General features: G+C 66.5%; 19 protein-coding genes. 6 read left to right on the plus strand and 13 right to left on the minus strand.

Annotated elements, in window-relative coordinates:
• Positions 1-63: 63 nt before the first annotated feature.
• From DSD28_RS19530 to DSD28_RS19590, 13 genes are all read right to left on the minus strand, one after another.
• Entirely contained in the window at positions 64-1,275 is a 1,212-nt protein-coding gene (locus tag DSD28_RS19530) for an MFS transporter (RefSeq protein WP_119258226.1), read from the minus strand.
• Positions 1,276-1,461: 186 nt separating this feature from the next.
• Positions 1,462-1,665, minus strand: coding sequence for a cold-shock protein (locus DSD28_RS19535; protein ID WP_119258105.1), 204 nt, complete (start codon positions 1,663-1,665; stop codon positions 1,462-1,464).
• 102 nt (positions 1,666-1,767) lie between these two features.
• Positions 1,768-2,928, minus strand: coding sequence for an acetylornithine deacetylase (gene argE, locus DSD28_RS19540; protein WP_119258106.1), 1,161 nt, complete (start codon positions 2,926-2,928; stop codon positions 1,768-1,770).
• 250 nt (positions 2,929-3,178) lie between these two features.
• Positions 3,179-3,856 carry a DUF1028 domain-containing protein gene (locus DSD28_RS19545; RefSeq protein ID WP_119258107.1) on the minus strand — a complete coding sequence of 226 codons (678 nt, stop codon included), beginning with the start codon at positions 3,854-3,856 and terminating at the stop codon, positions 3,179-3,181.
• An 11-nt stretch (positions 3,857-3,867) separates the two neighbouring features.
• A complete protein-coding gene (locus tag DSD28_RS19550) occupies positions 3,868-4,290 on the minus strand; it encodes a RidA family protein (protein ID WP_119258108.1) in 423 nt (140 codons plus the stop codon).
• 58 nt (positions 4,291-4,348) lie between these two features.
• Entirely contained in the window at positions 4,349-5,365 is a 1,017-nt protein-coding gene (locus tag DSD28_RS19555; protein WP_119258109.1) for an extracellular solute-binding protein, read from the minus strand.
• A gap of 33 nt (positions 5,366-5,398) precedes the next feature.
• A complete protein-coding gene (locus DSD28_RS19560) occupies positions 5,399-6,208 on the minus strand; it encodes an ABC transporter permease (RefSeq protein ID WP_119258110.1) in 810 nt (269 codons plus the stop codon).
• Positions 6,205-7,134 (minus strand): ABC transporter permease, encoded by a 930-nt coding sequence (locus DSD28_RS19565; RefSeq protein WP_119258111.1) that lies wholly within the window; start codon positions 7,132-7,134, stop codon positions 6,205-6,207. The genes DSD28_RS19560 and DSD28_RS19565 overlap by 4 nt, the downstream gene beginning before the upstream one ends.
• Positions 7,131-8,204: an ABC transporter ATP-binding protein gene (locus tag DSD28_RS19570; RefSeq protein ID WP_119258112.1), complete on the minus strand. Its 1,074-nt coding sequence runs from the start codon at positions 8,202-8,204 to the stop codon at positions 7,131-7,133. The genes DSD28_RS19565 and DSD28_RS19570 overlap by 4 nt, the downstream gene beginning before the upstream one ends.
• A gap of 10 nt (positions 8,205-8,214) precedes the next feature.
• The gene (locus DSD28_RS19575) at positions 8,215-10,296 is read right to left on the minus strand and encodes an FAD-dependent oxidoreductase (protein ID WP_119258113.1); all 2,082 of its coding nucleotides are present in this window, start codon (positions 10,294-10,296) and stop codon (positions 8,215-8,217) included.
• 288 nt (positions 10,297-10,584) lie between these two features.
• Entirely contained in the window at positions 10,585-12,066 is a 1,482-nt protein-coding gene (locus DSD28_RS19580) for an aldehyde dehydrogenase (RefSeq protein ID WP_119258114.1), read from the minus strand.
• The gene (locus tag DSD28_RS19585; protein ID WP_119258115.1) at positions 12,063-13,022 is read right to left on the minus strand and encodes a LysR family transcriptional regulator; all 960 of its coding nucleotides are present in this window, start codon (positions 13,020-13,022) and stop codon (positions 12,063-12,065) included. Before DSD28_RS19585 ends, DSD28_RS19580 begins: the two co-directional genes overlap by 4 nt.
• A 158-nt stretch (positions 13,023-13,180) precedes the next feature.
• Positions 13,181-14,437 (minus strand): flavin-containing monooxygenase, encoded by a 1,257-nt coding sequence (locus tag DSD28_RS19590; RefSeq protein ID WP_119258116.1) that lies wholly within the window; start codon positions 14,435-14,437, stop codon positions 13,181-13,183.
• A gap of 247 nt (positions 14,438-14,684) precedes the next feature.
• Between DSD28_RS19590 and DSD28_RS19595 the strand changes: the two genes are divergently transcribed.
• The 6 genes from DSD28_RS19595 to DSD28_RS19620 all read left to right on the plus strand — a co-directional run bounded on the left by DSD28_RS19595 (position 14,685) and on the right by DSD28_RS19620 (position 20,262).
• Positions 14,685-15,686, plus strand: a complete 1,002-nt coding sequence (locus DSD28_RS19595; RefSeq protein WP_119258117.1) for a LacI family DNA-binding transcriptional regulator — start codon at positions 14,685-14,687, stop codon at positions 15,684-15,686.
• A 128-nt stretch (positions 15,687-15,814) separates the two neighbouring features.
• Entirely contained in the window at positions 15,815-16,849 is a 1,035-nt protein-coding gene (locus DSD28_RS19600; RefSeq protein ID WP_119258118.1) for a sterol desaturase family protein, read from the plus strand.
• Entirely contained in the window at positions 16,846-17,157 is a 312-nt protein-coding gene (locus DSD28_RS19605; protein WP_119258119.1) for a MocE family 2Fe-2S type ferredoxin, read from the plus strand. Before DSD28_RS19600 ends, DSD28_RS19605 begins: the two co-directional genes overlap by 4 nt.
• Before the next feature lie 77 nt (positions 17,158-17,234).
• Entirely contained in the window at positions 17,235-18,179 is a 945-nt protein-coding gene (locus DSD28_RS19610; protein WP_119258120.1) for a substrate-binding domain-containing protein, read from the plus strand.
• A gap of 56 nt (positions 18,180-18,235) precedes the next feature.
• Positions 18,236-19,441, plus strand: coding sequence for an NAD(P)/FAD-dependent oxidoreductase (locus DSD28_RS19615; RefSeq protein WP_119258121.1), 1,206 nt, complete (start codon positions 18,236-18,238; stop codon positions 19,439-19,441).
• Complete coding sequence (locus tag DSD28_RS19620; RefSeq protein WP_162911472.1) at positions 19,438-20,262, plus strand: sugar phosphate isomerase/epimerase family protein; 825 nt, start codon at positions 19,438-19,440, stop codon at positions 20,260-20,262. The genes DSD28_RS19615 and DSD28_RS19620 overlap by 4 nt, the downstream gene beginning before the upstream one ends.
• Positions 20,263-20,286 lie beyond the last annotated feature (24 nt).

Consider the following 20,286-nt stretch of genomic DNA (forward strand, 5'->3'; position numbering starts at 1 on the left):
GAAAGAATTCCTTGATTGGGTTCGCGGCGGATATCCGCCGCTCGGGAGAGACAGGCCGGCGGCTTATCCGCCGGTGCCTTCCTCGATCCTCGGGAGAAACCATGCGAGCAGCCCCGCCAGCGGCAGGAAGGAGCAGAGATGGTAGACCGTCTCCACGCCGTAGCTGTCGGCAAGGATGCCGAGGAGTGCGGCGGCGATGCCGCCGAGGCCGAAGTTGAGGCCGTAGAACAGCCCGCCGATCAGGCCGATGCGGTTCGGCAGAAGCTCGATGGCATAGATCAGGATCGAGGCGAAGGCGCTTGCCATGATCAGGTTGATCATGACCGTCAGCACGCCGGTCCAGAAGAGATCGGCATAGGGCAGGATCAGCGTCAGGGGAAGCGGGCCGAGCACCGAGATCCAGATGATCCGGTAGCGGCCGATCCGGTCGCCGACGATGCCGCCGATCAGTGCGCCCGCCGCCGAGGCCAGGAGGAAGATGAACAGCATCATCTGTGCCGAGGGGATGGAGAGGCCGAACTTCTCCATGAGATAGAAGGTGTAGAACGAGCGGAAGCTCTCGCCATAGGCATTCTTGGTGAACATCAGCAGCGTCAGCACCACCAGCCCCGCGGCGATCGTCGCGGGGGCATGGCGCACGGTGCCGGTCGCCGTCTTGGCCTTCGCCCGCATCGCCGAGAATTCGGCGCTGATCTGGCGCTGCTTGCTGCCGATCCAGACGAGGAGCCCCATCGCCATCAGCGCCAGCACGGCGAACCAGGCAAGGCTCGGCTGGCCCCAGGGAACGATGATCAGCGCGGCGAAGACCGGCCCGAGCGCGCCGCCGGCCTGTCCGCCGACCTGGAAGAGCCCCTGCGCCAGCCCCTGCCGCCCGCCGGCGGCATAGCGCGCCATGCGCGTCGCCTCGGGATGGAAGATCGACGAGCCGATGCCGATCAGGGCCACCGAGACGAGGATCACCGCATAGCTGTGGGCGAAGGCGAGGCTGACCAGCCCCGACAGCGTGAACATCATGCCGACGACCGGGGAATAGGGCGCGGGATGCTTGTCCGTCACCATGCCGATGGCCGGCTGCAGCAGCGAGCCGGCGATCTGGAAGGTCATGGTGATCATGCCGATCTGCACGAAGTCGAGCGCATAGGCATCCTTCAGGATCGGATAGGCCGCCGGGATCAGCGATTGCATCAGGTCGTTGAGAAGATGGCTGAAGCCCAGGACGACGAGGACCGCAAGATAGGTCCTCGGCTGCGTGGCGGTGCGGATGGCGACGGTCATATCGGATTCCATGAGCGGCCGGATGCGGCGATGGGTCTGCTGCTGCAGCCGCATCCCCGCATGGCCGTTCTCGAATGAGTGCATTTCCGGCAAGAGCGCGAAGCGGCCCTGCGTTCGAAAATGCGGAGAAGCAAAGAGCTGGAGCGTTTTCGCGATTCGGGAAAAGCGGAAATGCTCCAGGTCTTCTCAGAGCGTGCTGACGTTCTCGGCCTTCGACTTTCCGGTCTTGCGGTCCTGGCCGATGTCATAGCTGACCTTCGTGCCTTCCTGCAGCAGCCCGCCCGGCTGAACGGCCGATACGTGGACGAACACGTCCGGTCCGCCATTGTCTGGAACGATGAAGCCGAAGCCCTTGTCCTGGTTGAAAAACTTAACAGTTCCGGTTGCCATGATATCCTCGTGTGCGAAAAGCCGTCTTTCGGCCGCCGGAGCTTATGCATCGCGAGTGCATGCGGCAACAGCTTATTCGCGCCATATCGGCGGCAATACGGGTCAGGCGGAGGTTTCGAGCTCTTCCGTCAGGCGCGCGAGCATCGCATCGCACCGCGCAAGCTGCCCGGCCGCGATAAATTCGTCCGGCTTGTGGCCCTGCTCCATCGAGCCGGGACCGCAGATCGCCGTGGAGAGGCCGAGCGTCTGGTCGAACAGGCCGCCCTCGGTGCCGAACGCCACCTTCAGCGTGGTCTCGTCGCCGAGCAGGCGGGCGAGGAGGCGGCCGGCGGGCGCGTCGGGCCGGGTGGCAAGGCCCGGATAGCCGGAAACCTCCTCGATCTCGATGCAGGCCATGGGGAAGCGGCCGCGATAGGGCGCCGCGATGGCCTTCGCATCGGCGGCGATGCCGGCGAGGATGTCGGCGGGATCGTCCCCGGCGATGTTGCGGATCTCGAAGTCGATCTCGCAGCGGCCCGGCACGATGTTGAGCGCGGTGCCGCCGCGCATCATGCCGGCATGGATGGTGGAATAGGGGATGTCGTAGTCGGCATCGCGCGCGCCGTGCGCCGCCAGCGCCTCCTGTCGCGCCTCAAGGGCCTGGATGAAGGCCGCGCCGAGATGGAGGGCGTTGAGGGCCTTCGGGGCGAGGGCGGAATGGCCCTCCTGGCCGTGGCAGCAGGCCCGCAGCGCCCGTTTGCCCTTGTGGCCGGTGGCGATGCGCATCTCCGTCGGCTCGCCGACAATGCACAGCGCCGGCCGCTCCGTCCGCGCCGCCAGCGCCTCGATCATGCCGCGCACGCCGATGCAGCCGATTTCCTCGTCATAGGAAAGGGCAAGATGCAGCGGTCGCTTCAGCGGCCGGCCGGCGGCGATAAGCGCCGCGCGCAGGCTGGCCGCCACGAAGCCCTTCATGTCCGCCGTGCCGCGCCCGTAGAAGCGGCCGTCGCGCTCGGTGAGCGTGAAGGGATCGCTGCTCCAGGCCTGCCCCTCGACCGGCACGACATCCGTATGGCCCGACAGGACCACGCCGCCGGCCCCTTCCGGCCCGATGGTCGCGAAGAGATTGGCGCGGCTGCCGTCCGGGTGGGAAAATCGTTCGATGCGCGCGCCGGCGGGGCGCAGCAGGCTTTCCACATAGTCGAGCAGCGCGAGGTTGGACATGCGCGAGACGGTGGGCTCGGCGATGAGGCGGGCGAGGATTTCCGGCGTGGAGAGGATCATGGGGGTGCTGTCGTGTGGTTGGGGATGATGGTGCTTCGGGCGTATTGGAGGGTATCACCTTTGTCTTGGGATGGCGCTTGCCCCTCATCCGGCCTGCCGGCCACCTTCTCCTTGGCTGCGGGGAGAAGGGGATATGCCGGACCGGTTTCCCCAACCAATAACCGTGCGTGTGACACGTCCCCTCTCCCCGCTTGCGGGGAGAGGGCTAGGGTGAGGGGCAAGCCCCAGACGCGACGCAGATTATCACCCCTCACAAATCCCCCGGCACGCCGTAGCTCGGCGCGCCCGAGGGGTTGAGCGCGCGGGTGACATAGGCATCCATCTCGCCGTGCCAGCGCTCCCATAGGGCGGCGCATTCCTCGATCGGATCGCCGTCGGTCCAGTCGATGCGCAGGTCCGCGACATTCCAGGAGACCTTGTCGACCATGACGAGGCCCATGGAGTGGACCGGCCCTTCCTCGCCGCCAGCGGCGAGCGCCGCGCGCATGGCGGCGATCAGCCGGTCGCCGAGATGTTTTCCGGTCGCGGCCTCGAAGGCTTCCACCATCTTCCGCGGGATTTCGGTGCTGGTCAGCATGTTGCCGGCGGCGACGACGTTCGTTCCGCACGCCGTCGCATGGGTACCGAGGGTTTTCGCGCCGGAGTAGGCAGCCGTTCGCCCTGCCGAATCGACGAGGGCGAGCTGGCGGTATTCAATATGCGGGGCCTCTGCGACCAGCCGCTCCAGCGCCGCTTCCGCCGAAAGGCCGCCGGCCATCAGGTCCAGCCCCTTCGGGCCGAGGCGCGGGTCGGTGACGTTCTGCGTCGAGACCGCGCCGACGCCGGCGCGCGCATGGGCGCAGCGTGCCGCGACGCTCGGCGAGGAGGAGGAGACGGCGACGCCGAACATGCCGGTGTCGGGGCAGCGGCCGGAGACGGAAAAGGTCATGCCGGCCTCCTTCAGGCTGCGTCGGGAATGACGGCGGTCGCCTCGATCTCGACCAGCCATTCCGGCCGGGCGAGGGCGGAGACGACGAGGCCGGTCGAAACCGGGAAGACGCCCTGAAGGTACTTGCCCATCTCGGTATAGACGGCCTCACGATAACGGATATCGATGAGATAGACGACGACGCGGCAGATATGGCTGAGGTCGGAACCGGCCTCCTCCAGCAGCATCTTGATGTTCTCCATCGCCTTGCGGGCCTGCGCGCCGGCATCGCCGACATGCAGGCTCTCGCGTGTGTCGAGGTCCTGCGCGATCTGCCCGCGCACGAACACCGTCGTCCCGCGCGCCACCACGGCCTGGCAGAGATCGTTGTTCAGCTTTTGCTCGGGATAGGTCTCCTTCGTGTTGAAGGGGCGGATGCGGGTGTGCACGGGCATGGAAGTCTCCTTGAGGGTATGGGAAAGCGCCGCGGTCGCCCGCGGCGCGAAAGCGGGGCTACTGAAGAAGCTGCGTCCAGACGCGGGTCACCAGATCCTGCGCGGCGGCCGAGCAGGTGCGCGAGAAGGTGATCGGCACGTCCGGATAGAGTTCCGGCGCCGTTTCCTTCGTGTTGACGACCTTGTCCGCGATGACCTTCATCGGCGAGGAATGGGAGTAGAAGTTCATCTGCTCCGTGGCATTCTCCTGCGTCGACATGAACTCGATGAACTTCACCGCATTGTCGTGGTTCGGCGCATCCTTCGGGATGACATAGCTGTCCATCCAGCCGACGAGGCCTTCCTTGGTCATGGCGAGCTTGACCGGCGAGCCGGTCTTGCGGGCGCGCAGCGAGTCGCCGTCCCACCAGAAATGCGCCGAGACTTCGCCTGACGCGAGGCGGCTTGCGATATTGTCGGAGGAGTAGACGGCGACGGACGGCTTCTGCGCCATCAGCAGGTCCAGAACCTTCTTCATTTCCGCCTGGTCTTCCGAGCAGAAGGGCACGCCGAGATAGAGCTGGGCCGCGCCGATCACCTCGTCGGGATAGGAGAGGAGGGCGATCTTGCCCTTCAGCTCTTCCGTCGGCTCGAAGAAATACTTGAAGCTGTCGGTCGGGCCTTTGTACTGGTCGGTGTTCACCACGAAGCCGGCAGTGCCGTAGGCGAGCGGGATGGAATATTCCTGCTTCTCGTCCCACCACTGGTTACGCCACTTCTCCTCAATGTTCTCATAGGCCTTGAGTTTGTTGGCCTCGAAATTCTCGATGATACCCTGGTCGATCATCACGCGCAGGAAGTGCTGCGAGGGGGTGGCGATGTCGTAGCCGGAGGAGCCGGCCTGCAGCTTGGTCAAAAGGTCTTCGTTGGAGGTAAAGCTGTCGACATTCACCTTCACGTCGTTCTCCTTGGAGAATTTCGCGATGAGGTCCGGCGAGATGGATTCGGCCCAGGCGTAGATATTGAGTTCGCCGGCGGCCTGTGCGCTCGTGGCGAAGCAGAGGGCGAGGGCGGTGGCGGCAAGGTATTTCTTCATTTTATGTTCCTCTCTTTGATTATCGTTCTGTGATTATGGTTCTGCATTTTCGCGGGCGCCGCGCGCGGCAACGAGTAGCGCGACGGTGGCAAGGACCAGCGATGCCAGGATCAGCAGCGTCGCGATGGCGTTCAGCTCCGGCGAGGTGCCGGCGCGGATCAGCGAGAAGATGTAGACGGGCAGCGTCGTCGAGCCGCCGGTCGAAAGCAGGTTCGAGGTGATGAAGTCGTCCATCGAGATGAGGAAGGCGAGCATCGCGCCGGAGAAGACGCCGGGGAAGATGAGCGGCAGCGTCACGCGGCGGAAGGTCGTCCAGCGGTCGGCATAGAGATCGGCGCTCGCCTCTTCGAAATCCAGCGACATGCCCTGCAGGCGGGCGCGGATCGGCAGGAAGGCGAAGGGCGTGCAGAAGGCGGAATGGGCGATGACGAGCCGCAGCATGCCGTTCTGGATATCGAGCAGCGAGAAGAGAAGGAGCGTTGCGACGGCCAGCACGATTTCCGGCAGCAGCAGCGGCAGGTTGACGATGGTCTCGGAGAGCTTGCGGAAGCGCAGGTTCTTGCCGCGGATGATGGCGAGTGCGGCGGAAAGCGCGACGAGGGTGGAGACGACGGTGGCGATGGCCGCGACCGTCAGCGAGGTCTTCAACGCATTCATCAGCGCGGCATTGTTGAGCGCCGAGCCGTACCATTTCAACGAGAAGCCGGTCCAGACCCCGGCAACGCGGTTGGCGTTGAAGGAGTAGACGACGATGACCGCGAGCGGCGCATAGAGATAGAGGAAGAAGAACACGGTGAGCGGGGCAAGGCCCGGATAGCGCTTGACGTCGTGGCGAATGCTCATGGCGTCGCCTCCCGGCGGCCGGCGCGCAGCGCCGTGAAGATCAGGAAGACCATGACGAGGGCCATCAGCGCCATGGCGATGGCCGCGCCGAAGGGCCAGTTGCGGCCGCCGCCGAACTGGAGCTGGATGAGCGAGCCCATCATCATCTGCTTGCCGCCGCCCATCAGGGTCGGCTCCAGCACTGCGCCGAGCGCCGGCACGAAGACGAGGATGGCCCCGGCGGTGAGGCCCGGCGCCGTTAGCGGCAGGATCACCCGCCGCAGCGTCACCCAGCGATCACCGTAAAGGTCGTGCGAGGCCTCGATCAGGGTGCCGTCCAGCTTCTCGATGGAGGCGAAGACCGGCAGCACCATCAGGGGCATGGCGGTATAGACCATGGCGGTCAGTGTCGCGCCGTCGTTGAACATGAAGCTCATGCCGGCGGGAAAGCCTAGCGTTTCCAGCAATTTCGGCAGCGTGCCGTCCTTGCCGAGGATGATCATCCAGGCATAGACGCGCAGGATCATCGAGACCCAGAAGGGCAGCGTCACGAGATAGACGAGCGCCGCCTTGCGGCCCGGCGGCTGGCGCGAGATGAAATAGGCGACCGGTACGGCAAAGAGGAGGCAGATCAGCGTCGTCGCGCCGGCAAGCAGGAAGGTGCGGCCGATGATCAGGAGATATTGCGGGGTGAATTCCAGCTCCCCGGTCCAGCCCTCGTTGAAGAGGATCTGGCTGTAGCCGGAAAGGTTGAAGTCCCAGGTGAAGCCGCCATAGGCGCCGCGTGTCGCCACGGAGACGGCGGCGATGATGAATATCGGCAGGATCAGCGCGAAGCCCATCAGTAGGCGCGAGGGCAGGAGGCCCCAGAAGGAAAGATCGTGCCAGAAACGGGCGCGGGGCGCGCGCACCGTCTCGGCGGGGATATGGAGGGCGCTGTCCGTCATGCCGCCAGCACCCGCGCGGAACCCGCGACGAAGCCGACGGGGACCGTCGCGCCGAGCGGGATCGTGTCGCCCTCGCGGGAGGCGTTGCGGCGCGAGGCGCGCAGTTCCGTGCCCGCGACGTCGAGCGTGTAATGGGTGTAGCCGCCCATGTAGTTCTTGTTGGTGATGCGGCCCTCGAAGGTGATGCCTTCAGCCTGATTGCCGAGATTGATCTTTTCCGGGCGCACGGAGAGCGTCGCGCGGCCCTTGGCGGTCGGGCCGGTCGCCGGCACGGTGATGGAAAGGCCGAAGGGCGTGCGGATGGTCGCCTCGCCGCCGGATGTTTCCAGCACCTCGACGTCGAGGAAATTCGTCTCGCCGACGAAATCGGCGACGAAGCGGTTGACCGGCTCCTCGTAGATCTCCGCGGGCGTGCCGATCTGCTGCACCTCGCCGCCGCCGAGCACGGCGATGCGGTCCGACATGTCGAGCGCCTCTTCCTGGTCGTGCGTGACGAAGACGAAGGTGATGCCGGTGTCGCGCTGGAGCGTGCGCAGCTCGTCGCGCATCGCCTGCCGCAGCTTCAGGTCGAGGGCGGAGAGCGGCTCGTCGAGCAGCAGCACTTCCGGCTCGGGCGCGAGCGCCCGGGCAAGCGCGATGCGCTGGCGCTGGCCGCCCGAGAGCTGGGCGGGCTTGCGCCTGGCCATCGGTCCCATATGCACGCGCTCCAGCATCTCGCCGACGCGTGTCTTGATACGGCCCTGCTCCCAGCCGAGGTTTTCGAGGCCGTAGGCGACGTTCTGCTCCAGCGTCATGTGCGGGAAGAGGGCGTAGCTCTGGAAGACCGTGTTGACCCGCCGCTTGTGCGGCGGAATGGCGACCACTTCCTTGCCGTTCAAGAGGATCGAGCCTGCGTCCGGGCTTTCAAAGCCGGCGAGCATGCGCAGCAGCGTGGTCTTGCCGCAGCCCGACGGGCCGAGCATCGTGAAGAACTCGTTGCTGCCGATGTCGAAGCTGACCGATTTCAGCGCCTGATAGGCCCCGAAGTTTTTGGAAACCGACTTCACTTCGATGGCCTTGGACTCAGTCATGCGTCGTTCCTCACGCCGGTTCGAGCTGGGTGACTTCGCGGCGGAAGGGCAGGGCATCGCCGATATCGGGCGTGTCCAGTTCCCGCGCGTAGCGATGGCCCGCATAGGTCGCCCAGGCGATGGGGGCCGGGGCGCTGGCATCGCCGATGATCTTGACCGACCTGATGCCGGCATCCGCCCAGTCCGCCTGCCGGGCGAGAAGGTCGTTGTAAAGCGCATCCTCGGCAAGGCGCGAGGCGACCATGACGATGGCGTCGCAGCCGATGGCCGTCTTGCGGCCGGTATAGGTGCAGTTGGTCTCGACCTCGCCGGCGCGGATGGCGGTGACGCCGCGGTTGAGGCGGATGTCAACGCCGAGATCGTCGAGGCGCACATGGATCGCGCCCTGTTCCAGCGTGTTGCGCGTCCAGTCGGAAACATAGGCCGAGGGCGTAACGAGGATGACGTTGGCGCCGGCCTTGGCCATCACCTCGGCCATCACGCCGCCCATGTAATAGTGGTCGTCGTCATAGACGACGACGGTCTTGCCGGTAAGGTTTTCCGGATGGACCTTCGCCATCACGTCGTCGGGCGTCCAGACGGTCATGGCCGGGTCGATCGGCATGGGCACGACATGCTGGCGGGCGACGCCGTCGCGCCGCCAGTGCGAGCCAGTGGCGATGGCGACATGCTCGAAGCCGAAGCCCAGCACGTCCTCGGCCGTCAGGCGGCTGTCGAAATAGGTCTCGACATTGGTGCGCTGGGAAATCTGGTACTGGCGGTAGTCGACGACGCGGCCCCAGGCGGAAAGGCCGGGCAGCAGCCGCTCGCGGGCGACGCGGCCGCCGAGCGTCGTGGTGGCCTCGGCCAGCGTCACATCATAGCCACGCAGCGAGAGGGCGCGCGTGGCCTCGAGGCCAGCCGGGCCGGCGCCGACGACGAGCACGGTCTGGCTCTCGCCCTTCTCGTTCATGCGCTCGGGGTGCCAGCCCTTGCGCCATTCCTCCATGAAGGTCGGGTTCTGCGTGCAGCGGCTGATCGACATGGTCATGTCGCCGGTGATGCACATGTTGCAGCCGATGCATTCGCGGATGTCCTCGATGCGGCCCTCCTCGATCTTCCTCGGCAGGAAGGGATCGGCGATGGAAGGGCGGGCGCAGCCGATGAAATCGAGCACGCCCTGGCGGATCATCCGCGCCATCACGTCCGGCGAGGTGAAGCGGCCGACGCCGACGACGGGCTTCGAGGAGAGTTCCCGGATGCCCTTGACCAGCAGCTCCTGCGCGCCTTCCTCCTTGAAGCGCGAGGGGCCGGAACAGTCCTCCCAGGCGCCGTGCGCGAGGTCCCAGAGATCGGGCAGGTCGGCGTTCATCTCGACGAATTCGCGCACTTCCGCATTGGAGAAGCCGAGCTCGCCGATCGTCTCGTCGAGGCTGACGCGCATGGTGATCGCGGTCGTGTCGCCGACGGCATCGCGGATATCGGCGACGACCTCGCGGGCGAAGCGCGAGCGGTTTTCGAGGCTTCCGCCGTATTCGTCGGTCCGCTGGTTGGTGGCGCGCGACAGGAAGTGCTGGAAGATGCCGAAGCCGTGCGCGCCGTAAAGACAGATGAGGTCGAAACCGGCCACTTTCGAGCGCTTCGCCGCATTGACGAACCAGCGGCGGAGATTCTTGATATCCGTGAGGTCCAGCGCGCGGGCCTGCACCGGATCGTTGGTGAAGGTGCGGATCGGCAGCGCCGAGGGGGCGAGGGGCACCTCCTTGGTGTAGAAGTTCGGGCCGTTGATGCCGGAATAGGCGAGCTGGATGCCGGCGAGCGCGCCATGCACCTTCATGGCGTCGGACATGCGGCGAAGGCCGGGAATGTCCTTGTCCTCCCACAAGCGCAGCTCGATGAAGGGCGTGATCTCCGAGGTGTGATGCATCTCGGTCTGCTCGGTGAAGATGACGCCCCAGCCGCCTTCCGACTTGATGCCGCGCATGGCCGCGGCCGCGGACGGGTCACGGTAGCCGCCGCCGTTGCAATGCGGCACCTGGTAGAACCGGTTTTTCGCGACATGCGGGCCGATCGCGAGGGGTTCGAACAGGATATCGTATTTGGCGTCACGCATGGCGGTCCCCGGGTTTTGTGAGGCTATTGGATTGGGCGAAGTGCCTCCGGTAAATGATGCGTTCCGGAAGCATGGATTAGGTTCAGGCTAATCGAGATGCGCGGTGTGAAGGTCGCGCCTTTTCAGTTTTCGCGCGAATAAACGGCGCCTTGCAAAATATCTTTTGATTTCAGTCAATTATGAAGACGGCGGCGCCGGCTTCCGCTTGCGGGCAAAAGCGCAAGCACGTGCCGGCGCCGCCGATGATCGAAATACGGGCCGGCGCGTGCCGCCGGCCCGGGCAGATGCCTAGTATTTCACCCACACGGTTTTGAGCGCGCAATACTTGTCGAAGCTGTGGATGGAGAGGTCGCGGCCGAAACCGGACTGCTTGACCCCGCCGAAGGGCGTCATGGCGGAGAGCGCATCGACCGTGTTGACGGAGACCGTGCCGGCATTGAGCCGGTCGGAAACCGAGAGCGCGCGCGAAAGGTCCTTCGTCCAGACGGAGGCGGCAAGGCCGTATTCGCTGTCATTGGCGATGCGCAAGGCTTCTTCGTCGCTGTCGAAGGGCGTGATGGCGAGGACGGGGCCGAAGATCTCCTCCCGGGCGATGCGTGCGTCCGGCGCGACCTCGTTGAAGATGGTCGGCTGGATGTAGCAGTCCGAGCCGTCGCGCGTTTCGCGCGCGCCGCCATGGGCAAGGCGCGCCTCCCCGCGGCCGATGTCGATATAGGAAGCGACACGGTCGGCATGGCTCTTCTCGACCAGCGGGCCCATGCGCGTGGCAAGGTCGAGCGGGTCGCCGAGCGGCCATGCGGCCGTCGCGGCGATCAACTTCTGCGTGAATTCCTCCTGCACGGAGCGGTGCACGAGGAGGCGGGAATTGGCCGAGCACACCTCGCCGGAGTTGAACAGAATGCCGAAGGCCGCCATCTCGGCCGCCCTGTCGAGGTCGGCATCGGCGAAGACGAGGTTCGGTGACTTGCCGCCCGTCTCCAGCCAGACCTGCTTCATGTTGCTTGTCCCCGCATAGGTCATGAAGAGCTTGCCGACCTTGGTCGAGCCGGTGAAGACGAGGGCGTCGACATCGGGATGGAGGCCGAGCGCGCGGCCGGCATCCTCGCCGAAGCCGGGCACGACGTTGAGAACGCCGTCCGGCAGGCCCGCCTCGGAGGCGAGCTCCGCCAGCATGAGGGCGGAGAGCGGCGACTGCTCGGCCGGCTTCAGCACGACGGAATTGCCGGTGGCGAGCGCCGGCGCGAGCTTCCAGGTCGCCATGTCGAGCGGGAAGTTCCACGGCACGACGGCGCCGATGACGCCGAGCGGCACGCGGCGGATCATGGCGAGGTCACCGCGCCCGGTGGGGGCGATCTCGTCATAGAGCTTGTCGATGGCCTCGGCATGCCATTCGAAGAAGTGGGCGGAGCCGGGTGCGTCGATGGTGGAGCTGTCGCCGATCGGCTTGCCCATGTCGAGCGTGTCGAGGAGGGCGAGTTCCGGCACGTTCTCGCGGATGAGGGCGGCAAGGCGCAGCAGTACGGCCTTGCGCTCGGCCGGCGACTTGCCGGACCAGCGGCCGTCCTCGAAGGCGCGGCGGGCGGCGGCGACGGCGGCGTCGATATCCTCGGCGGTGCCGCGTGCGACGGCGGTCAGCACCTGCGCATTGGCGGGATTGACGGTCTCGAACCGGCCGCCCTTCGCGGCATCGCGGAAGCGTCCGTCGATATAGAGGCCGTTGCGGAATTTCAGGCTCGCCGCGCGGGCGCGCCAGTCGATGGTCGTCGTCATGAACTGCCTTTCTTTGCGGGTGGGGTCTCGGCGGAAACCGGCAGGTCCATGCCCATGCCGCGGATCGTCTCGCCGCAGAAGTCGATGAAGCGCCGCACGGTGAGCGCCGGATTGGCATCGGCCATCGAGAGGATGCCCATGCGCATGGGGCGCAGGTTCCCGGTCAGCGGCACGAAGACGAGGCGGCTGCCGTCCGGCGCATAGGTGGAGACCGGGCGGATATTGGCGATGGAATAGCCGAAGCGGTTGGCGACCATGGCGCGCATGACAGACATGTCGCGCGTGCGCTCCGCCACATGGGGCGTCAGGCCCGCATCGCGGAAGAGCGAGAGGAAATAGGCCGAGGAATGCGGCAGGTCGAGCAGGATCATCGGATGCGGCGCAAGGTCCTCCACTGTCACCTCGCGGCGGCCGGCGAGCGGATGGTCCTCGTCGAGCACCGCATAGGGCGGCAGCACGGCGAGCTCGTGGAAGGTCATGTCGGCGGGAATGTCGAGATCGTAGCTGAGCGCGATGTCGAAGCGCGCCATGCGCAGCCCTTCGAGGATGCGCGCCTGGTCGCGCTCGTACTGGAAGAAGTCGACATCCGGATAGCTGTCGGAGAAGGCGCGGCGCAGCGGCGGGATGACGGCCTGCGCGAAGGTGACGAGACAGGCAACATGCAGCGGCCCGCGCACCTGGCCGGTCAGCTCGTTGGAAAGCGCGTTGAGCTTTGCCGCTTCCGAGAGGATCTGCCGCGCCTGCGCGACGAAGCCGTGGCCGGCCTGCGTCAGCGACAGGCCGTGCGCGTGGCGGCGCACGAAGAGGTTGATGCCGAATTCCTTCTCGAGCTGCGAGATCGCCGCCGAGACGGACGGCGCCGAAACGTTCACCCGTTCGGCCGCCTCCGTGACGGAGCCGAATTCCCCGACCGCGACGAGATACTCCAGTTGCCGGAGCGTGAAGCGCAAGGCCATGTCTGTTCCCCTGTTGAGGCCCCAATTAAGGAACAGATTCGCCCGCGCGGAAAGGGTGCGTTCCGTCAGGCTGTGGACGGCGCGCTCGCGCCTCGGGGCGGGGGGACGGTTCATGGCATGCTCGCTTCCTCCTCGCGGGCGGCCGATGCCCTGGCCTTTCAGGAGGCCACGGCGGCGACGCCGGCGTCCTTTCCGCTGCGGTGTTCGGCGATGTAGCCGGCGAGATAATCCGCGTCGTGCCAGCAGCCCCAGATGAAGGAGGAGGCGCGGCGCGACAGCCACGGCAGGCCGACGAAGAAGAGGCCGGGCACCTTCGAGACGCCGCGCTCGTGCACGGGGCGGCCCTTCTCGTCGAGCGCGTCGAGCTTCAGCCAGCCGTAGTCCACCGCATAGCCGGTCGCCCAGATAATGGAGGTGATGCCGGCCTCCTTGAGGTCCAGCGCGAGGATCGGGTCGGTCACGCAGGCAGGGTCCGGTTCCCTGTGGCGCGCCTCGGGATCCTCCGGCAGGTCGAGGCCCTGTTCCGCCGCATAGGCGTCGGCGCGGTCGAGCAGGGAGAGATGGTTGGCGTCGCCCCGCGCGATGTTCTCCGCAAGGTCGGGCGCGACATGCAGCACGCCATCCCTGTAGGATTCGGCGCGGCCGAGCAGCGTCATGCCGCGATTGCCGAGGCGGCGGAAGTCGACCGTCTGCCCGCCATAGGCGCCGCTGACGGCGATGGTGACATGCTCGGTGTTCGGCGCCGGCACCTTGAGGTCCCAGATGCCGAGCACCCCGAGCCACCAGCAGAAATCCTTGCCGCGATAGCGGCGCGGCGGCCTGTCGTGCGGGCCGATGGAAAGGTAGACGCGCCGGCCGGAGCGCAGGAGCTCGTCGGCGATCTGCGTGCCGGAGGAGCCGGCGCCGATCACCAGCACCGCGCCCTCGGGCAGCTGGCCGGGATTGCGATAGGCGTTGGAATGGATCTGCGTCAGGCCTTTCTCTTGCGGCACCAGCGCCGGCATGACGGGGCGCTGGAAGGCGCCGGTGGCCGAGACGACGTTCCGCGCCTCGATCACGCCGTCGGAGGTCTCGACGCGGAAGATCTCGCCCTCCTTGCCGACCGACCGGACCTCCACGCCGCAGCGGATCGGCGCCTTGATCTTTTCCGCGTAAGTCACGAAATAATCCGCCACCTGCTCCTTGGGGGCGAAGGCCTCGCCGTCGAGGCCGGGGAAGGTCATGCCGGGAAAGCGGTCGTGCCAGGCGGGGCCGTTGGCGACGAGGCTGTCCCAGCGGGCGGTGCGCCAGTTCTCGGCGATGCGGGCCTTTTCCAGGACGAGATGGGAAATGCCGCGCCTGCCGAGATGCTCGCTCATCGCGACGCCCGCCTGGCCGGCGCCGATGACGAGCGTGTCCACTTTTTCCACTGCCATGCCGCTTTCCTTTCCTTCCCGGAACGCCACCTCTGTGACCGGTCCTGCCGATGTGTAAGGGAAGGGAAAAAAAGCGGACATGAGTGTTTGATTCAGCGATGCTTAGGCGGTCGCTAAGCCATGGAATCGCCGCCGCCCAATGAGGGACGGGATGGAAAAGGCGGCGGATGCGTTTTTGGAGCGCGCGTGAAGGGCAAGGTTGGGCTAGATTCGGATTCGCCCTGAAGCCATCGAAGGACGCCGCACCGTGAGCAAGCCGAACTACCGCGACATCGCCCGCCATGCCGGCGTGGGGACGGCGACGGTCGAGCGGGTGCTGAACGGGCGCGGCGGCGTGCGGCCGGACCTCGTCGCCAGGGTGGTGATCGCCGCGCGCGCCCTCAAATATCCGCGCACGCTGCCCGATACGCATCGCGGCCTGCTGCGCATCGAGGTGCTGATGGTGCGGCCGGAGACGACGTTCTACCGGCGGCTTTCCCGGGCCTTCGAGCGCATCGCCGCGACGCTCGACCCGCTGGTGGTCGTCCAGCGCAGCTTCACCGAGGAGATGAAGCCGGAAGCGATCGCAAGACGCATCCTTTCCACCGAGACGCCGCGCGCGGGCCTCATCCTCGCCGTTCCCAACAGCCCGCTGATCAGCGCGGCGGTCGAGGCGGTGGTCGCCCGGGGCATTCCGGTGGTCCATGTCGTCACGCGCGCCTCGGGCCATACGGGCGAGTTCGTCGGCATCGACAATCACGCGGCGGGCCGCACGGCCGCCTTCTTCATCGCGCGCATGGCGCGGGCGGCGGGGCCGGTCGTCGCCCTCTGTCATCCCATTTACCAGGTGCATCGCGACCGCATCCGCGGCTTTTCCGACTATTTCCTCAAGCATCCCGGCCCCATCGCCTTCGAATGGCTCGGCTTCACCCGCGACGAGGAGCATTTCAGCGCGGAAACGCTGGCGATGGTGCTCGAAAGACACCCCGATCTCGTCGGCCTCTACAATGCGGGCGGGGCGAATGCGGCGCTGATCAGCGTGCTGCAGCGCCACCCGCGCGGGCGCGACATCCTCTTCGTCGGCCATGAGCTGACGGACTACACCCGCGCGGCGCTCGGCGAGGGCATCATGGACGTGGTGCTGGACCAGGCGCCGGAGGCGCAGGCCCAGCGCGCCCTCGATCTCGTCCTGCGCCGGATCGGCCTGACCGACATCGAGCCGGACCGCAATCCCATCCGCTTCATCACCATCACGGCCGAGGGGCTTTGATCTGATTTGATCAAGGAAGCCTTCGGCGCGCCGCCCTGTTCCTGATATTTTTCAAGTCAGGAGGAGGGCCGGCGGCGCTCTCCCGTCATCCGGAAAATTGTGCGGGCGAAAGCCCGAAGGAGAGCGCAATGGACGATCTGAAATACGGCAAGCGCAACAAGCGCGGCGACTGGGCGCCGAACGATCCGGTGGAGACCGCGCCGCTGTTCGCCTTCCCGCCGAAGCTCATGGCGATCCTCAGGTGGTTGCCGCACTATTTCTTCCCATGGAACGTCATCTTCGCGCTCTCGGCGGTGGCCTACTGGGCCTGGGTGATCCCACCGGTCGAGACGATGAAGACGCTCGCCATCGGCTGGGCGCTCTGGCTCTACGCGGTGAACGCGGTCTGCGTCTTCCTGTTCTACGGCGCCTTCGAGCTTCACCTCTACGTGCTGAAGCGGCAGGAGAACCGCTTCAAGTACAATGGCAGGTTCCCCTCCGACCAGAAGAACAACGTCTTCTGGTTCGACCGCCAGAACGTCGATAACATGCTGCGCACCTTCCTGTCGGGCGTGACGATCTGGACGGCCATCGAGGTCGGCATGCTGTGGGCCTATGCCAACGGCTATGCGCCCTGGCTGACCTTCGCGGAGAATCCGTGGACGCTGGCGCTGGTCGCGCTCGTCGTGCCGATCATCCACGAGTTCCACTTCTTCTGCATTCACCGGCTCATCCACGTGCCGTTCCTCTACAAGTGGGTGCACTCGGTCCACCACAATTCGGTGAACCCGTCGCCGTGGTCGTCGCTGTCCATGCATCCGGTCGAGCATTTCCTCTATCTCGGCACGGCCTTCTATCACCTGATCCTGCCGTCCAACCCGGTGCTGATGCTCTACCAGCTCCACTATGCCGGCTTCGGCGCCATTCCCGGCCATGTCGGCTTCGACAAGGTGGAGGTTGGCGAGGACAAGCTGGTCGATAGCCATTCCTATGCGCATTACCTGCACCACAAGTATTTCGAGGTGAACTACGGCGACGCCCTGATCCCGCTCGATAAGTGGTTCGGTACCTGGCACGACGGCTCGCCGGAGGGCGAGGCCCGCATGCAGGAGCGCTACCGCAGACGCAAGGAAAAGCTCGCCGCCCGCAAGGCCCGCACCGAAGTCCGGGGAGCAGCAGAATGACCTGGGTATCCGCCTGCAGGATCGACGACATCGAGCAGGAGGGCGCCGTGCGCTTCGATCATGGTGGCCGCACCTATGCGATCTATCGCGGCCCGGACGACAGCGTCTATTGCACGGCGGGCCTGTGCACCCATGAGGCGATCCATCTTGCCGACGGGCTCGTCATGGATTTCGAGGTGGAATGTCCCAAGCATTCCGGCGCCTTCGACTATCGCACCGGCGAGGCCCTCCGCCTTCCCGCCTGCGAGAACCTGAAGACCTATCCCGCCGAGGTGATCGACGGCGAGGTGCGCGTGGCGCTCGCCTGAGTCCACGCATCATCGATCGGGCCCTTCGGGCCTCCGGTGTGCGAGCGGGTGAACCGGCACCCATTGGGAGGAATGACATGAAATCTCTATGCCTGGCGGCCGTTCTGGCCGCCTTGATGGGAAGCGCTGCTTCGGCCGAGACGATCGGTGTCTCGATGCAGAGCTTCGACAACAATTTCCAGACGCTGCTGCGCGAGGGCATCGGCGCCCGCGCCGCCGAGGTGAACGGCGTCAGCGTGCAGGTCGAGGACGCGCAGACCGACATCTCCAAGCAGCTCAACCAGGTGAACAACTTCATCGCCGCCGGCGTCGATGCGATCATCATGACGCTGACGGACACCTCCGCCGCCCCCGGCGTCAGCGAGGCGGCGTCCAAGGCCGGCATTCCGCTGGTGTTCCTCAATCTCGAGCCGGAAAACCTCGCCAGCCTTCCCGAAAAGCAGGCCTATGTCGGCTCGAAGGAGACTGATGCCGGGCGGCTTGCCGGGGAGGCGGCCTGTTCGCTGCTGAAGGAGAAGGGCAAGGCGTCGGATGCGCAGGTCTATATCCTCATGGGCGACCTTGCCCATCAGGCGTCGCGCGACCGCACCTCCTCCTTCAAGGACGCCCTGACGGGCGGCGACTGCAAGGCCGTGACGATCGCCGACGAGCAGTCCGCCGCCTGGACGCGCACCAATGCGATGGACCTGACGACGAACTGGATCACCGCCGGCCAGCCCATCGACGTGGTCTTCGCCAACAACGACGAGATGGCCATCGGCGCCATCCAGGCGCTGAAGGCGGCGGGCGTCTCCATGGACGACGTGATCGTCATCGGCATCGACGCCACGCAGGACGGCCTTGCCGCCATGGCGGCCGGCGACCTCGACGCGACCGTGTTCCAGAACGCCAGGGGCCAGTCCGGCAGCGCGCTGGACGCCGCCGTGGCGCTCGCCCGTGGCGAGGCCGTCGACAGGCAGGTCTGGGTGCCCTTCGAGCTCGTCACGCCGAAGAACATGGCGGACTATTCCACGCGGAACTGATCCTCCCCGCCGGTGCGTTTCCGAACGCGCCGGCAACACTTTCCATGGAGAGCCTCATGAACGGGATCGTCATCATCGGCGCGGGCGAAGCGGGCACCCGCGCGGCCTTCGCGCTCCGCGAGACAGGGTTTTCCGGGCCGGTCACGCTGGCCGGCACGGAGCCGCATCTTCCCTATGAGCGCCCGCCGCTCTCCAAGCCGCTGGACGGCGCCGTCCAGATGAAACCGATCTGCTCGGCCGAGGCTCTCGAAGCCGCCGGCATCGACTATCTTCCCGGCATGCCGGTGACGCAGATCGACACCGCCCGTCGCCACCTTCTCCTCGGCGACGGGCGGACGCTTGCCTATGACAGGCTGCTCCTTGCCACCGGCGCGCGCCCCCGCCGGCTCGCCTGCCCGGGCGCCGAACGGGCGCTCGATTTCCGCACTTTCGCGGATGCGGCGGCGATCTTCTCCCGCGTTGAAGGGGTGGAAACCGTCGCGATCGTCGGCGGCGGGCTGATCGGCATGGAGCTCGCGGCGGTGCTGCGCGGCAAGGGCATCGCCGTCAGCGTCGTCGAGGCGGCGGCAAGGCCCCTCGGCCGCGCCGTGCCCGCGCGCCTTGCCGCGCGGCTGCATGCGCGCCATGCCGAAGAGGGCGTGCGGTTCCATCTCGGGCAGGGGATCGCCGAGATCACGCCCGATGCCGTCGTGCTGGCCGATGGCACGCGGGTTCCGGCCGATATCGTCGTCTCGGCCATCGGCGTCGTGCCGGATACCGGCCTTGCCGATGCGGCGGGGCTTGCGACCGGCAACGGTATCCTGACGGATGCCTTCCTGCGCACCAGCGATCCGCATGTCTTCGCGGCCGGCGACTGTGCGGCGGTATCCGTGGCCGGCGGCGGCCATGTCCGCTTCGAAAGCTGGCGCAACGCGCGCAGCCAGGCCGAAACCGCCGCGCGCAACATGGCGGGCGCGAGCGAAGCCTTCACCGCAATCCCGTGGTTCTGGTCCGACCAGTACGATCTCGGCTTGCAGGTCGCGGGCCTGCCCCAGCCGGGGCATGACTGCATCCTGCGGCCGGCCGGGGAGGGTGAGCTGGAATTCTATCTCGACGGCGGGCGTCTCGTGGCCGCCGCCGGCCTCGGTCCGGGTAACAGCCTTGCGAAGGACATCAAGCTCGCCGAGATGCTGATCGCCGCCGGCATCAGCCCGGATCCCGCCGTGCTCGCGGATCCCGTCGTGAACCTCAAGGCCCTCCTCAAGAGCGCGCGGGCGGCGTGATGCAGAAACTGCTGTTCTTCCAGTCGCTCTGGGCCATGGAGCGCCGGCATACGGACGGCCATGAGCGCAGCCTTGCGGAAAACATCGCGATGATCGCGGAGGCGGGCTTCGACGGCGTCAGCGCGCATTACACGAAGCGCGCGGACGTCAGGGCGCTGAACGAGGCGCTGCGGGGAACCGGCCTCGGGATCGAGGGCGTCTGCTTCCCGCGCACCGTCGAGGACCTGCGCCTGCCGCTGGAACTGGCCGCCGAATATCCGGTGAGGCACATCAACCTCCAGCCCGATATCCGCCTGCGCCGGGTGGAGGATTGCTTGCCGCTGCTCGACGGCTGGATGGCGCTTGCCGAGCGGGCCGGCATTCCGGTCTTCATCGAGACGCACCGCGACCGCATGACGACGGACCTGTTCTTCACGCTCGATCTGCTCGACCGCCGCCCCGATCTGCCGCTTCTCGCCGATCTCTCGCATTTCCTCGTCGGCCGGGAATTCGCCTTTCCGGTCGAGGAGGAGAACCACGCCCTCATCCGGCGCATCCTGGAAAATGCCAAAGCTTTCCACGGCCGCGTTGCCTCGCGCGAGCAGGTGCAGATCGAGATCTCCTTCCCGCATCATCGCCCCTGGCTCGACCTCTTCCTTACCTGGTGGGACGACGGCTTCCGCCACTGGCGCGCCCGTGCAGCCGAGGATGCCGAACTGGTCTTCACCTGCGAACTCGGCCCCCAGCCCTATGCCATCACCGGAAGGGACGGCAACGACACGACGGACCGCTGGGCGGAGGCCTTGATGCTGCGGCAGGAGGTGCGCGCGCTCTGGAAGTGAGGGGAGGCGGCGAAGCCGCCGCCG

The organism is Shinella zoogloeoides (assembly GCF_003574625.1).
Lineage (GTDB): Bacteria > Pseudomonadota > Alphaproteobacteria > Rhizobiales > Rhizobiaceae > Shinella > Shinella zoogloeoides_A.